Below are 13,648 nucleotides of genomic sequence, written 5' to 3'. Positions count from 1 at the left end.
TGGACCTGTGTGCGAGCCCCGGGACCTGTGTGCGAGCCCTGCCTGGCACGATCCGCGCATGTTCCGGATCGCGGTTCCCGTCGACGAGCCCCGCCGCCCCCGCCGCGTGCCGCTCGTGGACGTCGCGATGCTGCTGCTCGCGATCGTGTCGGTGGCCCTGCTGGTGTGGGTGGCGTTCTTCCCGCACTCCGCGGAGTTCGCGCAGCTGGTGTTCGTGATCGACACCGCGATCTGCGGCGTCTTCGCCGTCGAGTTCCTGTTCCGGTGGCGCGACGCGCGGTGGGAGCGCTGGTTCCCGGTGCGGCGCTGGTACGAGGTGCTCGGCATGATCCCGGTGGCGCACCCGGCGCTGCGCAGCCTGCGGCTCATCCGGATCGTCGTGATCGTCGTGCGGCTGGCCCGCACCGCCGACCGGGTGTTCGGGGAGCTGGCCACGCAGCGGCTGGTCGAGCGGCTGTCGCGGCCGATCGTCATGGCGATCAAGACGCCGATCACGGTGGCGGTGCTCGACGAGGTGGTCAAGGTGATCGGCACCGGCCACTTCCCGCGCAACATCGCGAACTCGCTCGGCGAGAACCAGGAGCTGCTGCGCGGCATCGTCACCGAGAAGATGAAGCAGGATCCCCAGGCCGGGCGGCTGGCGCGGCTGCCGTTCCACGACGAGATCGTGCACACCGTGGTGGACATGACGATGCGCGTGATCGTCGACGTGCTCACCGACCCGCGGATGGACGCGTTCGTGGCCGGGGTGGTGCAGGAGAACGCCGTGCAGATCCGCGAGGCCGTGGTGGCCGGGCAGCACGAGCAGGACGCTACGACTCCTCCTCGCGCTCCCCGCGTCGCATCAGGAGTCTGAACCCGGGCACGCCCTGGATCGCCATCCGCACGTCCTTGAGGACGTCGAGCAGCTCGTGCACGTCCGGCCCGACCCGATCCAGGGTGGCCAGGATCGGCATGATGTCGGCCTCCATGTGCTCGGTGAACTGCGGCACGTGGTCGATCAGCTTGATCGCGGCCTCCACCTCGGCCTCGGAGAGCTCGTCGACGAACCGCTTCGCGAGCGGGGCGGCCCGCGTGGCCAGGGGCTGGTAGAGCGCGAGCAGCTCGGACGCGCCGCGGCTGGCCTGCTGTGCCTCGTCGACGACGGTGCCGGCGCGCTCGGCCACCGAGGTGGCCTTCCCGATCACCCCGCCCGCCTCCTCGGCGACGTCGCCCGCCTTCGCGACGAGCGTGCTCGCGTCGCCGGCCACGCCGTCGGCGCGGCTGACGAGACCGGCCGCACCCTCGGCCACCGTGCCGGCGCGGGTGATCAGCAGCGCGGCACCCTCGGCCACCCCGTCGGCGCGGTCGATGAGGGCTGCGGCCCCGCCGGCCACGCCGTCGGCGCGGTCGATGAGCGTGGCGGCGTCGCCCGCGACCCGGTCGGCCCGGGTGATGAGCGTGGCGGCGTCGCCCGCGACCCCGTCCGCCCGGGTGATCAGCAGCGCGGCCCCGGCGGCGACCTCGCCCGCGTGCGCGACCAGTCCCGCGGCGCCGTCGGCGACGGTGCGCACCTCGGCGAGCAGCGGATCGACGCGGCGGACCATGCCCTCGGCGTCGACCAGCACCGTGTCCACGCGGGTCACGGCCCCGCGCGCGCCGGCGAGCACCTCGTCGATGTCGGTGACGATCCCGTCGGCACGCCCGAGCAGCGTGTCCACCGTGTCGGCGATCCCGGCGATCCGCCCGACCAGCGCGTCCACGTCGTCGAGCAGCGTGGTGACGCGGGCCGGAAGGGCGGCGACGAGCTCGACCGCGTCCTCGGTCCAGCCCAGTACGGCCCGGGCGCCGGAGATCATGTCGGAGGGGCCCCATACGGGTAGCCCGGCGATGCGTATGCTCCGATCCTGGCCTACCGCGGCGCGGGCGGCTCGCCGTGCGGCAGACAGTTTGTCCTTGCGTACTCCTCCCACCCGTGCGACGGCTCCGCTGTTCGGGTGAACCGGACAGGCTCGCCCGAGGGCGGATTGCGGTCGGGTAACGGATCGTCCGGACCAGCCGCCACCACTGGCGCGCGCGCCCGATTCCCCTACGTTCGAAGCGCCCACGACTGCCGACCGGAGGGACTTCCGGACATGTCCGAACGCACCTGGAGCCGCCGCGACTTCTTCCGCCGCACCGCCGTCGCCGGGGCGGTCGCCCTCGGCGGGCCGGCCCTGCTCTCCGCCTGCACCGCCGCCACCCCGCCGCCGGGGGCCCCGGGCAGCGATGCGCTCGCTACCGCCCGCGCGGCGGGCAGCATCCGGATCGGCATCGCGGGGGAGCAGCCCTACGGCTTCACCACTCCCGAGGGGGTGACCACCGGCGAGGCGCCGGAGGTGGCCCGCGCGGTGCTGTCCGCGATCGGCATCGGCGAGATCGTGGCCACGCAGGTGCCCGAGTTCAGCGCGCTCATCCCGTCGCTCAACGCCGGCAACTACGACATGGTCTGCGCCGGCATGAACATCACGCCCGAGCGGTGCGGCCAGGCCGCGTTCTCGGTGCCCGACTACTCGGCGAAGACCGCGTTCCTGGTGCCGGCGGGCAACCCGGCGGGCATCGCGACCTTCGAGGACGTCGCCGCCCAGGGCCTCGGGATCGCGGTGCTCAGCGCCGCGGTCGAGCAGGGCTACGCCGAGACCGCGGGCGTCGCCGACATCCAGGCGTTCGACTCGCAGAACGCGCTGCTCCAGGCCGTGACCGACGGGCGGGTCGCCTGCGCCGCGCTCACCGACATCTCGCTGCGCTGGCTGACCGGCACGCTCAACCCGGACGCGCCGGTGGACGTCACCGAGAGTTTCGACCCCCTCGTCGACGGCGAGCCGGTCGTCTCCGCGGGCGGGTTCGTGTTCCGCACCGGCGAGACGGCGCTGCGCGAGGCCTTCGACGCGGAGCTGCTGGCGCTGCAGGAGAGCGGGCGGTGGGTGGAGATCGCCTCGCCGTTCGGGTTCTCCGAGGCCAACCTGCCGGCCGAGGGGCTCACCACCGAGCAGCTCTGCTCGGCCTGAAGACGGCCTGACGTGGAGGCCGGTCTCGGGCTGTTCCTGCAGGTCATCCTGCAGGGGCTGCCGGTGACGGTTGGCGCGACGGCCGGTGGCATCGGGCTGACGATCGTGCTGTCGTTCGCGGCGGGGCTCGCGCTGCTGTCCGGCTCACGGGCGGTGCGCGTCGTGGCGCGGGTCTACGTGGAGGGGCTGCGCGGCACCTCGGAGGTCGTGCAGCTGTTCTGGGTCTTCTTCGCGCTGCCGCTGCTCGTCGGGTTCCAGATCGTGCCGATCTGGGCGGGGATCCTGGTGCTCGGGCTCAACCACGGGGCGTACGGCGCGGAGATCGTGCGCGGGGCAGTGCAGTCGGTGCCGCGCGCGCAGATCGAGGGGGCGGTGGCGCTGTCGCTCTCGCCCGCGCAGCGGATGCGCCGCGTCGTCCTGCCCCAGGCGGTCGTGGAGATGCTGCCGCCGTTCAACACGCTGTTCATCCAGCTGCTCAAGAGCACGGCATTGCTGTCGTTCGTCTCCATCCTCGACATCACCGGCATCACCCAGCAGCGGCTCATCCCGAACTTCGGTTCGCAGGACTTCGTGATCTGGATCGTGGTCCTGGTGATCTACCTGCTGCTGTCGCTTGTGATCACGGCGGTGATGCGGCTGCTGGAGCGGATCGGCGCCGCGCGGCTGGGCCGCGGCCCGGTGGCGCGCAGGGCGCTGAGCACGGCGGGTGTCGGATGAACCCCGTGTGGGACTGGGGGTTCGCGCTCTCCATCCTCCCCGACCTGCTGGCCGGGCTCGTCCTCACCCTGCAGATCACAGTTCTGGGCTCGCTCCTCGCGTTCAGCCTGGGGCTGGTATTCGCGCTGGCACTGCGGGGTCCACGGGTGCTCGCGATCGTCGTGCGCGGGTTCGTCGAGTTCGTCCGCAGCACGCCGCTGCTCGTGCAGGTCTTCTTCCTCTACTTCGTGCTCCCCGACTTCGGGATCCTGCTCCCGGCTCTCGCGGTTGGCGTCATCGCGCTGGGCGTGCACTACGCCACCTACACCGCCGACATCTACCGCGCCGGGATCGACGCCGTGCCCGTCGGTCAATGGGAGGCCGCGGCGGCGCTGAGCCTACCGCGGTCGCGGATGTGGACCGGCGTGATCCTGCCCCAGGCGGTCCCGCGGGTGCTTCCCGCGCTGGGCAACTACGTCATCTCGATGTTCAAGGAGACGCCGCTGCTGATCGGCATCTCGGTGCTGGAGATAGTCGGGCAGGCGCGCGAGGCGGGCGGGATCTCCTTCCGCTACGTCGAGGCCTACACGCTGGCCGGCCTGCTGTTTCTTGCCCTGAGCTACCCCGCCGCGCTAATGGTGCGGAGGTTGGAGCGCCGTGTCGCCCTCGCGTGAGACTGAAAGGCAGTCGATCGAATCGTGATCCTTTGACCGCCAGGTCCTCGTACTCCACGGGAAGGCGCTGTAGTCGCGAGCAATCGTAACGGGAACCGCCGATCTCCCCCTCTCGTGCCGCATAGCGCTCGTATTTTTGGGGTCTCAATCGAGCAGTTCGCCGTAGTCAGCGTCCTCGGTGAGGAAATGCTTGACTCGACCGCCTGGCTGATGATAGCGTATTTTCGAGAAATTTCCCATCATCAATCGAGGAAGGAATGGCATTGAGGCGAACACGGGCAGTTCTGACGGCAATGCTGCTTGCCATTGTATGGAGTCTATTCGCTGTGCAGCCTGCGAGTGCTCATCCATTTCGTGCGGATTGTATTCGCGGCAGCGTTTACGAGTATTCAAACTCTTTCAGCTGCAATCTGGGGCCCTACCACAATTCGGCGACAGCATATTCTGTTGCTCGCGGGTGGGACGCGACAGGACATCTGGCGAGCTATGACGTCGTGGATGGTGCGGTCTTCATTGTGGTGCTGTTAGTCTGGAATCATTGATGTGTACGGTTGGCTTGGCGGAAAGTGTACTGACGACATCGATGCGCGTGAGGGTGGGTAGCGTAGCTGTTCACGAAGCGGGGAGCGCTCGATCAGGCAAATGAGCCTTTGCCAACCTCGTCAGCGAGTGTGACGGTTGTGCGGCGTGTCGGCTCCGTGCATGGGTGAAGCTCCTAGTAGACTGGCGATTGCCTGGATCAACTCGACGCACTCAACCACGGCGAGATCCAGACCCTGGCCGACACCGCCTACCAGGGGCGGCGGCCCGTTGGTCCGGGTCCCGCAGCGCCGCCGCATCGATCCCGACACCGGCCGCCGCCGACGCCTGTCGGTCACACAGAAGGCGGTCAACACCGCCGGCGCGGCCCGGGCGAACGGGCCAACGCCGAGCTGAAGAACTGGAAGATCCTCCGCAAGATCCGCGCCAGCCCGACCCGCGCCGGCACCCTCGTTGCTGCAGTTCAGACCCTCATGATCGCCAGCTCATGATCAGGTTGGCAAAGGCTCAGTGCTAGTACTGTGCTAGTACACGGAGCTAGCGGTCGGTACGTCTCGCGGCCGTACCGTGTAGATCCAGTCAGGGTCGGCCATGGCCCGTAGTCCGCAATGTGTGCAGAGGTCGGGGCCGAGCCCTTCCGGCTGGTCGAGCCGCTCACCCTGGCCGGGATCCTGTTCCTGGCGATCAGCTACCCCGCATCCCTGCTCGTCCGACGATTGGAGCGCCGTGTCGGCGTCCTCTGAGAAGCTGTCCGAGCCCATGATCGTGTTCGACGGCGTCGAGAAGCGGTTCGGCGACACCGTCGTGCTGTCGGACCTGAGCTTCACCGTCGCGGCGGGCGAGCACGTCACGCTGATCGGGCCGTCCGGGTCGGGCAAGACCACGATCCTGCGGCTGCTGATGTGCCTGGAGTCGGTCACCGGCGGCACGATCCGGGTCGCCGGGAAGCACCTGTCGCACATGGAGCGCGGCGGGAAGCTGGTGCCCGCCGACGAGAAGCACTCCCGCGAGGTGCGCAAGCGCATCGGGATGGTGTTCCAGCAGTTCAACCTGTTCCCGAACATGACCGTGCGCGGCAACCTGATCGAGGCGCCGACCCGGGTGCTGGGGCTGAGCAGGGACGAGGCGAACGCGCGCGCGGTCGAGCTGCTCGACCTCGTCGGGCTGGGGGAGCGCATCGACGAGCACCCGTCGCGGCTCTCCGGCGGTCAGCAGCAGCGGGTGGCGATCGCCCGGGCGCTGGCGATGCGGCCCGACGTGCTGCTGCTCGACGAGGTGACCTCCGCGCTGGACCCCGAGCTCGTCGCCGGCGTGCTGGCGCTGCTGCGCGACATCGGGGAGACCACCGACATCACGATCCTGTGCGTCACCCACGAGATGGGGTTCGCGCGCGACTTCTCCGACCGCGTGATGATGTTCGACGGCGGGCGCGTGATCGAGGACGCCCCGCCCGAGCGCCTGTTCACCGAGCCGGACCACCCCCGCACGCAGGAGTTCCTCAAGGCGGTCCTGGGTCGCTGATCCGGCTCAGCTCAGCAGCGTGTGGCGCACCGAGGGGAAGCGGGCGAAGTCCCGGTCGAGGGTGGCGACCTCGCAGCCGTGCTCGGCCGCGACGGCGGCGAGCACGGCATCGGGCACGAGGTCGCCGGTGGCGGCGCCCTTGTCGCAGAGCCCTCGAAGCAGCGCCAGATGTCTGCTCCCGGGGCCGAGCACCAGGTGGTGGGGCTGAGCGCACGTCGCGTCCACGAACGCGAACGCGTCGGGGAGCGGGGTGGGCACGGCGAAGATGCGCCGGTTCGTCGCCAGCCGCAGGAACGACGCCCAGACCGTCATCGGCACGGTGAACGGCTCGTCGGCGGCCAGCAGGGCATCGAACCACGGTCGCACCACCCCGTGCCGGGGGTGGTCGTCCCGGTGGGCGGCGAGGACGACGTTCACGTCCAGCAGGTACATCGGTCAGCGCAGCGTGGTGAGGTCGGCGTCGTCGTCGAGGGCCTCGATCAGGGCCCGGTTCGAGGTCAGGTCGACCCCGCGGCGCGGGCCGGTGCCGCCGCGGAACACCGGCACGACCGGCCGCTCCGTGTGCCGGGTCGATGCCGCGAACTCCCGGCGCAGGGCGGCGTCGATGACGGCACCGAGAGTGACGCCGCGCTCACGCGCCCGCAGCCTCGCCGCCTCCAGGAGCTCGTCGGAGATCGTCACGGTGGTGCGCATGATGTCCACGCTAACGCATCACGGGCATCACCCGCTGGAGCAGAGCGCCCCGGTCGTGAGGCCGGGGTCGGGGAGGTTGTCCTCGTCGAGGCCGAAGGGTTCGGTGAGGCGCGCCCACTCGCCGGATTCCTGCAGGGCGGTCAGCTCGGGGTCGAACGCGCGCAGCAGGTCGCCCTCGCCGAACCGCACGGCGAACGCGGCGGCCGGCACGATCGGGCGACCCTCGACGGTCGGTGCGACCGGCCGGGTGACCTCGACTCCGGTGCCGGGGTTGCGGCGCAGCTCGGCACGCAGCGAGACGGCGGTGAGGGCGCCGGCCTGCGCCCGCCCGTCGACGACGGCGCGGAACAGCGTCCGCTGGTCGTCGACGACGGTCAGCCGTTCCGGCGGGATCTCGGCGTCAAGGGCGTAGCCCAGCTCGGCCGAGCCGTCGAGCACGGCGAGCACGACCCCGGCCCGCCCGACGCCCTGGAAGGTGCCGATGCCGCGGGGATTGCCCTCGGGCACCAGGAAGGCGGGCGCGGCGACGAAGTCCGGGCGGCTGAACGCCACGAGGCCGCAGCGCTCGGGGGTGACCGTCATCCCCGCGGCGATCATGTCGAACTGCCCGTCGCGCAGTCCGGGTACCAGGTCGGCGAACCGCACCTGCACCGCCGACAGCCCGCCGATGCCCAGCCGGGCGAGCACGGCGCGGGCCACCTCCGGCTGCGCGCCGGTCACGCGGCCGGAGCCGTCGACGTAGGCGTAGGGCCGCTCCCCGGAGATGCCGATGCGCAGCACTCCGGACCGGCGCGCGCGCTCGAGCACGGTGCCGGTGGGCTGGGCGCACGCCGCGGCGAGCACGGCCGGTGGGCCGAGCGCCAGTAGCCGCCTGCGGGTGAGCATTCACGCCAGGCTAGGTGCCGGCGGGCCTCGCCGCCGGGTCGGAGACCGCCGCGGCGGCCCGCAGGCCGGACGGGTGCGGGAGCCGGCGCCCTGACCGGCCCTCAGTCCGGCCAGACCGGCTTGCGCTTCTCCAGGAACGACGCCATGCCCTCGCGCGCTCCCGGGCTCTGCGACATCGACGCCATCACCTCGACGGCGATCGCGTAGGCGTCGGCCTCGGGACGGTCGAGCTGGGCGTAGAGGGTCTGCTTGCCCACACCCTTGCCGAAGCGGGTGCCGCGGGTGGCGCGGGCGAGCAGCTCGTCGGTGCGGGCGTCGAGCTCGTCGTCGGGCACGGCGTAGTTGACCAGGCCCCACTCGGCGGCGGTGCGGGCGTCGATCGCGTCGCCGGTCAGCGTCATCTCCATCAGCCGCTTGCGGCCGATGGTGCGCGCCACCGGCACGGCGGGGGTGTGGCAGAACCAGCCGCCCTTCCCGCCGGGCAGCGCGAAGGACGCCGACTCCGCGGCCACGGCGAGGTCGCAGGTGGCCACGAGCTGGCAGCCCGCGGCCGTGGCGATCGTGGCGACCTTGGCGATCACCACCTGGGGCACCTGCTCGATGGTGATCATCACCCGCGTGCAGAGCCGGAGCAGGTCGCGCACGCCGGCGAGGTCGCGGGAGGAGACGTCGGCGAAGTCGTGGCCCGCGGAGAACGCCCGGCCCTCCCCGGCCAGCACGATCCCGGTGGCGTCCGAGCGGCCCGCGGCCTCGAAGGCGTCGAGCAGCTCGCGCAGGTGCGGCTCGGAGAGCGCGTTGCGGCGCTCGGGGCGGTTCATCGTGATGCGGACCGTGTCGCCGTCGTGCTTGACGGACAGGTACTCGTACTCCATGCCTACGACGGTAGCCCGCGTGGAACCGCGATGGGACCCCTCCCGGCTCAGCCGTCGGCGTCCGCCTCGCCCGTCCGCTCCGGTGGCCGCTCGCGCTCGAGCTCGTCGATGCGGGCCTGCGCGACGCCGAGCTCGTCCTGCAGGCCGACGATGCGGGCGGCGGCGTCGAGGGTCATGCCCTCGTCGAACAGCTCGCGCATCCGGGCCACGAACACCAGCTGGCGGCGCGAGTACCGGCGGTGCCCGCCACCGGACCGGTGCGGGTGGAGCACGCCCGCCGCGTCGAGGCTGCGCAGGAAGGCCGGCTGCACGCCCAGCAGCTCGGCGGCCTGACCCATCGTGACCGACGGATAGTCCTCGTCGTCGAGACGACCGACGCCCATCGGTGTCCACCTCCCGTCCCCGGCCCTCGGGCGGGTTCGACCGGCAAAGAAGGCGGGCCCGGCCTGGTGGCCGGGCCCGCGTCGACGGAGGACTAGTCGTGATGATCCTGATGCTTCGGGCTGTTCGTGATCGCACCCTCCGCTCGTCGTGACCGGCGCCGTCCCGGTGGCGTCGCGTCCTTCTCGTACCGAAAGCCTACATCGACGACTGGAGATCCTGTCAAGGCTCTGATGTGTTTTCCTGCCGCCGTCGCCGGAGACCCACCGGGGTCAGGCGTCGCCGAGCCGCTCCAGGTCCGGCGGCACGAGCGTGGTGGAGAGCACCAGTTCGCGGATCAGGTTGTCGTTGAGCGCGTTGCCCACCGGCTCGCCGACCTCCTCGCGGGTCAGCCCCGGCACCCCGCCCCGCGACATCCGCGTGCGGACGGCGGTGACCGCGTGCTCCACCCGCTTCGGTGTCCAGCCCGCATCGGGCGCCAGCTCGGCGAGCTGGTCGGCGGCCTGGCGCCAGGACAGCGGCTGGGGGCGGTGCTCGTGGAGCAGGTAGCGCTGGCCGAGCACGGTCAGGACGAGACGCTCGTCGTCGTCGAGGCGCCACAGGACCGGCTGCTGGGTGGCATCGCGGTGCCGGGCGGCGGGGCGGCCGCCGTCGGCTCCGGTGACGAACACCTCCAGCAGGTGCTCGCGGCCGCTGGACCCCCGCACGAACACCGGCGTGTACCCCTCGCCGAGCGGGACCGGCTCCTCCTCGGGGAACAGCAGGCGCCCGCCGGGCAGCCGGACCGGCAGCCGCCCGGTGTTGCGGATCCACCACTTCCCGCCGCGGTGCTCGAGCGTGCCGTGCTCGCGGCTGACGCGGGGGTCGTCCTCGCCGACGCAGACGTGCACGTCGGGCCGGTTGCGGCCGAACAGCAACGTGCGGCCCTCCTTCGGGCCGACCGACATGCCGCCGCCCACGGACAGGGCGAAGATCGTGGCGCGCGCGGCGGGGGGCACGCCGTGGGCGAGGCTGGCGTGCGAGTCCGGCAGCTGCCGGTCGGGTCCGGGGTGCGGGTGCACGCCCCGCATCCTCTCAGGGCGGTCCCGCCGTCAGTAGCTGCGCGGCAGGCCCAACGTGTGCTGGGCGATGAAGTTGAGGATCATCTCCCGGCTCACGGGAGCGATCCGCGCCGTGCGTACCGCACCGATCAGCGTGCCCACCCCGTACTCGACGGCCATACCGTTGCCGCCGTGCGCCTGCACCGCGGCGTCGACGGCGTTGATCGCGGCCTCGGCCGCGGAGTACTTGGCGATGTTGGCCGCCTCGGCCGCGGCCGCCATGTCCCCGGCGTCGTAGAACCAGGCCGCGCGCGTGGTGGCCATCCGGGCGAGCTCCACCTCCACGTGCGCCTTCGCCAGCGGGTGCGCGATGGCCTGGTGCGCGCCGATCGGGGACTTCCAGACCGTGCGGTCCTTCGCGTAGTCGGTGCCCTTGCGCAGGGCGTAGCGGGCGAGGCCGTTGGAGTAGGCCGCCACCGTGATGCGCTCGGGGTTCAGCCCTGCGAACAGCGCGGCGAGCCCGGCCTCCTCGCCGCCGACCAGGGCGTCGTCGGGCAGGTAGGCGTCGTCGAAGAAGACGGTGAACTGCTTCTCCGGGCTCTGGATCGCCATCTCGATCGGCTGGTAGGTCATGCCCGGGGTGTCGGTGGGGACGATGAACATCGCCGGGCGCAGCGTGCCCTGTGTGGAATCCTTCTGGGCACCCTCGAGCCGGGTGACGACGAGCGTCGCCTCGGTCTCGTCGACACCGGAGATGTAGTACTTGGTGCCGCTGATCCGCCAGCCCCTCCCGTCGGGGTCGCGGCGCGCCGTCGTCGTGATCTTGTGCGAGTTGGATCCGGCGTCGGGTTCGGTGATCGCGAACGACATCTTCGCGCTGCCGTCGGCGAAGCGCGGGAGCCAGCGCTCCTTCTGGTCGACCGTGCCGCTCGTGGCGATCACCGTGGCCGCGATGGCGGGCGAGACGACGATCAGCAGCAGCGGGCAACCGGCCGCCGCGATCTCCTCGGCCACGATGGACAGCTCGACCATGCCCGCCCCGCCGCCGCCGTACTCGGCGGGGACCGCGACGCCGAGGTAGCCGTTCGCCCCCGCCTCGGCCCACAGCTCGGTGGTCTTGCCGCCGGTGCGGGCCTTGTCGATGAGGTAGTCGTGGCCGTACTTGCCCGCCATCCGGGCCACGGACTTCCGCAGCAGCTGCTGTTCGTCGGTCTCGCGCAGGTCCATCTCATGCCTCCGGGCGGTCAGTGGTCAGTCGGTGGTCGAGCTGTCGGGCCCGGTCGTCGAGCAGGTGTCGGCGGCGCCCGGCGGCTCGACGGTCCTCCAGCGGGACGGCCGCGGCGCACAGCGCGTCGTCGGTGCGGGCGGCGACCCACAGCTCGAGCATCGCCCGGTACAGCGGCCCGGTGTGCAGATCCGCCAGCATGTGCAGCACGGCCACGGTGCGTCCCGGTCCGAGGTCGGCGGCCCGCCTCCTTGCCTCGGCGAACCGGGCGGCGCCCAGGTGCGCCACGGCGGCGAGCACCAGCTCCGCGCGGGTGGGGTAGTGGTGCTGATCATTGCAGCAAGGCCACCTTGCTGCAATCTCGTTGCGGCATGGTGGCCTTGCTGCAACTCCCGCGCCGTCAGCCGCGGTCGTGGAGGAGCAGGAGCAGGTAGGCGGCCAGGGTCTGGGCGTCCACCACCTCGCCGCTACGGACCATCACCTCGAAGTCCGCCGTGGTGAACCACGCCGCCCGCATGTCCTGCTCCTGGTGCTCGCGCGACGGTGGCCCCTCCGTCAGGTCCGTGGCGAGGAAGACGTGCTCGCGCTGGCTCGACATGCCGGGCGCGATGTCGAGCCGGCCCAGCAGCTCCATCCGCCCGGCGACCAGGCCGGTCTCCTCGGCCAGCTCGCGGGCCGCGAGCCGCGCGGGTTCCAGCTCGGCCCGCTCGGGCGCGGTGCCCATCGGGAACTCCCAGCGCCGCTGCCCGACGGGGTAGCGGAACTGCTCCACCAGGTGCAGCCGGTCCCCGTCCCGGGCGATCACGACGGCGGCGGTCGGCTTGTCGACGACGCCGTAGATGCCGTCGGAGCCGTCGCCGCGGCGAATCTCGTCCTCGCGCACGGTCATCCAGCTGTTGGCGTAGACCTGGCGGCTGCTGATCGTCTCCATGACGGCAGTATCGCGACGTGCGAGCGTCCCGGCTGATCACCCTGCTGTTCACCCTGCAGCGCAGGCGTGGCGCCACCGCGGCCGAGTTGGCGGCGGAGCTGGAGGTGTCCGAGCGCACCATCTACCGCGACGTCGCCGCCCTGTCCGACGCCGGGGTGCCGCTGTTCACCGAGGCCGGCCGCGGCGGCGGCATCCGGCTCGTCGACGGCTGGCGCACCCGGCTCGACGGCCTCACCGCGCGGGAGGCGGCCGCGCTGTTCGCCGTCGGTGCCCCGCAGGTGGTGGCCGAGCTGGGGATGAGCGCGGCGCTGGCCGGGGCGCAGGCCAAGCTGCTCGCGACACTGCCCGCGGGCCTGCGCGAGCACGCGCGCACGGTGGCCGAGCGGTTCCACCTCGACGCGCCCGGTTGGTTCCACACGCCGCACGAGGTGCCCCGGCTCGACGCCGTCGCGGCCGCGGTGTGGGAGGGGCAGCGGCTGCGCATCTGTTACCGGCGGCGCGAGGAGGTCGTCGAGCGGCTGGTCGATCCGCTGGGGCTGGTACTCAAGGCGGGCACCTGGTACCTCGGCGCCCGCAGCGCGGCCTCCCCGGAGGTGGACCGGGTGCTGACCTACCGCGTCGAGCGCATCGTCGCCGCCGAGGCCACCGGGGAGCGGTTCGCCCGGCCGCCGGGGTTCGACCTCCCGACCTGGTGGGCCGGGGCGTCGGCCGGGTTCGAGTCGACGATGCTGCGGGCGACGGTGCGGCTGCGGGTGGGGCCGCGCGGGCGGGCGTGGCTCCCGCACGTGACCGACGCCGCCGCCGCCGCACGGGCGCTCACCGCGGCCGGTCCACCCGACGCCGACGGCTGGTGCGAGCTCGAGCTGCAGGTGGAGGGGGTGGCCGTGGCCACCGCTCAGCTCGTGGGCCTGGCCGGGGAGGTCGAGGCCCTGGAGCCGGTGGAGCTGCGCGTGGCCCTGGCCGCGGCCGGCTCGGCGCTCGCCGCCCGCAACGCACCTCGCTGAGGTCGGTCCCGGTCCGCCGCGCTCGGCCCGTCGTGGCGATGGTCGAGGTGGAGGTGCCGGGGCGCGGGGCCGAAACCCCAGACCCAGCACCAGCCGTTCTCGGTCGCGAGGCCCGCCAGCGCCGCGCGACCGACCGCGCGGGCCGCGCCGGCCAGCCGCT

17 protein-coding genes and 2 pseudogenes are annotated in these 13,648 nt (G+C 72.1%); 8 read left to right on the top strand and 11 right to left on the bottom strand.

The genetic code is table 11. The features are described 5' to 3' along the window. The first annotated feature begins 58 nt into the window (after positions 1-58). The gene (locus tag Q1K26_RS04695) at positions 59-856 is read left to right on the top strand and encodes an ion transporter (protein ID WP_300007916.1); all 798 of its coding nucleotides are present in this window, start codon (positions 59-61) and stop codon (positions 854-856) included. Here the strand turns inward: Q1K26_RS04695 and Q1K26_RS04690 are convergent. After that, on the bottom strand, positions 813-1,838 hold the full coding sequence (locus Q1K26_RS04690; RefSeq protein ID WP_300007915.1) for a hypothetical protein: 1,026 nt from the start codon (positions 1,836-1,838) through the stop codon (positions 813-815). The two genes, Q1K26_RS04695 and Q1K26_RS04690, sit on opposite strands and share 44 nt — an antisense overlap. 276 nt (positions 1,839-2,114) lie before the next feature. Between Q1K26_RS04690 and ehuB the strand changes: the two genes are divergently transcribed. The 3 genes from ehuB to ehuD are packed head-to-tail and all read left to right on the top strand — an operon-like array spanning position 2,115 to position 4,396. Next, positions 2,115-3,026, top strand: a complete 912-nt coding sequence (gene ehuB / locus Q1K26_RS04685) for an ectoine/hydroxyectoine ABC transporter substrate-binding protein EhuB (RefSeq protein WP_300007914.1) — start codon at positions 2,115-2,117, stop codon at positions 3,024-3,026. Between the two features lie 12 nt (positions 3,027-3,038). Beyond that, a complete protein-coding gene (ehuC, locus tag Q1K26_RS04680; protein ID WP_300007913.1) occupies positions 3,039-3,743 on the top strand; it encodes an ectoine/hydroxyectoine ABC transporter permease subunit EhuC in 705 nt (234 codons plus the stop codon). Beyond that, complete coding sequence (ehuD, locus tag Q1K26_RS04675) at positions 3,740-4,396, top strand: ectoine/hydroxyectoine ABC transporter permease subunit EhuD (protein WP_300007912.1); 657 nt, start codon at positions 3,740-3,742, stop codon at positions 4,394-4,396. The genes ehuC and ehuD overlap by 4 nt, the downstream gene beginning before the upstream one ends. Positions 4,397-4,540: 144 nt before the next feature. On the opposite strand, the gene Q1K26_RS04670 is transcribed toward ehuD, so the two are convergent. Beyond that, positions 4,541-4,747, bottom strand: a complete 207-nt coding sequence (locus Q1K26_RS04670; protein ID WP_300007911.1) for a hypothetical protein — start codon at positions 4,745-4,747, stop codon at positions 4,541-4,543. 545 nt (positions 4,748-5,292) lie between these two features. Here Q1K26_RS04670 and Q1K26_RS04665 point away from each other — a divergent pair. The 3 genes and pseudogenes from Q1K26_RS04665 to ehuA all read left to right on the top strand — a co-directional run. After that, positions 5,293-5,427, top strand: a pseudogene (locus Q1K26_RS04665) (IS5/IS1182 family transposase); the annotation flags it as partial. Between the two features lie 126 nt (positions 5,428-5,553). Continuing rightward, positions 5,554-5,679 (top strand): annotated as a pseudogene (locus Q1K26_RS04660) (ectoine/hydroxyectoine ABC transporter permease subunit EhuD); the annotation flags it as partial. A 16-nt stretch (positions 5,680-5,695) separates the two neighbouring features. After that, a complete protein-coding gene (ehuA, locus tag Q1K26_RS04655) occupies positions 5,696-6,457 on the top strand; it encodes an ectoine/hydroxyectoine ABC transporter ATP-binding protein EhuA (protein ID WP_300007949.1) in 762 nt (253 codons plus the stop codon). Between the two features lie 6 nt (positions 6,458-6,463). Here the strand turns inward: ehuA and Q1K26_RS04650 are convergent, their stop codons facing one another. The 9 genes from Q1K26_RS04650 to Q1K26_RS04610 form a co-directional block, all read right to left on the bottom strand. Next, positions 6,464-6,889 (bottom strand): type II toxin-antitoxin system VapC family toxin, encoded by a 426-nt coding sequence (locus tag Q1K26_RS04650; protein WP_300007910.1) that lies wholly within the window; start codon positions 6,887-6,889, stop codon positions 6,464-6,466. Between the two features lie 3 nt (positions 6,890-6,892). Further along, positions 6,893-7,150: a hypothetical protein gene (locus Q1K26_RS04645; protein WP_300007909.1), complete on the bottom strand. Its 258-nt coding sequence runs from the start codon at positions 7,148-7,150 to the stop codon at positions 6,893-6,895. 27 nt (positions 7,151-7,177) lie between these two features. Beyond that, a complete protein-coding gene (locus Q1K26_RS04640) occupies positions 7,178-8,035 on the bottom strand; it encodes a transporter substrate-binding domain-containing protein (protein ID WP_300007908.1) in 858 nt (285 codons plus the stop codon). A 101-nt stretch (positions 8,036-8,136) separates the two neighbouring features. Beyond that, positions 8,137-8,907 (bottom strand): enoyl-CoA hydratase-related protein, encoded by a 771-nt coding sequence (locus Q1K26_RS04635; RefSeq protein ID WP_300007907.1) that lies wholly within the window; start codon positions 8,905-8,907, stop codon positions 8,137-8,139. Positions 8,908-8,954: 47 nt separating this feature from the next. Next, positions 8,955-9,290, bottom strand: a complete 336-nt coding sequence (locus tag Q1K26_RS04630; protein WP_300007906.1) for a helix-turn-helix domain-containing protein — start codon at positions 9,288-9,290, stop codon at positions 8,955-8,957. 270 nt (positions 9,291-9,560) lie between these two features. After that, positions 9,561-10,349 carry an FHA domain-containing protein gene (locus Q1K26_RS04625; RefSeq protein ID WP_300007905.1) on the bottom strand — a complete coding sequence of 263 codons (789 nt, stop codon included), beginning with the start codon at positions 10,347-10,349 and terminating at the stop codon, positions 9,561-9,563. Positions 10,350-10,379: 30 nt separating this feature from the next. Beyond that, positions 10,380-11,555 (bottom strand): acyl-CoA dehydrogenase family protein, encoded by a 1,176-nt coding sequence (locus Q1K26_RS04620; RefSeq protein WP_300007904.1) that lies wholly within the window; start codon positions 11,553-11,555, stop codon positions 10,380-10,382. A 1-nt stretch (position 11,556) separates the two neighbouring features. Next, positions 11,557-11,853, bottom strand: a complete 297-nt coding sequence (locus tag Q1K26_RS04615) for a hypothetical protein (RefSeq protein WP_300007903.1) — start codon at positions 11,851-11,853, stop codon at positions 11,557-11,559. A gap of 100 nt (positions 11,854-11,953) precedes the next feature. Next, the gene (locus Q1K26_RS04610) at positions 11,954-12,484 is read right to left on the bottom strand and encodes an NUDIX hydrolase (RefSeq protein WP_300007902.1); all 531 of its coding nucleotides are present in this window, start codon (positions 12,482-12,484) and stop codon (positions 11,954-11,956) included. 17 nt (positions 12,485-12,501) lie between these two features. On the opposite strand from Q1K26_RS04610, the gene Q1K26_RS04605 reads away from it, so the two are divergent. Continuing rightward, on the top strand, positions 12,502-13,488 hold the full coding sequence (locus Q1K26_RS04605; RefSeq protein WP_300007901.1) for a WYL domain-containing protein: 987 nt from the start codon (positions 12,502-12,504) through the stop codon (positions 13,486-13,488). The last annotated feature ends 160 nt before the right edge of the window (positions 13,489-13,648 follow it).

Source organism: Pseudonocardia sp. (assembly GCF_029263155.1).
Classification (GTDB): domain Bacteria; phylum Actinomycetota; class Actinomycetes; order Mycobacteriales; family Pseudonocardiaceae; genus Pseudonocardia.
This window is presented reverse-complemented; position numbering and strand designations above follow the sequence as displayed.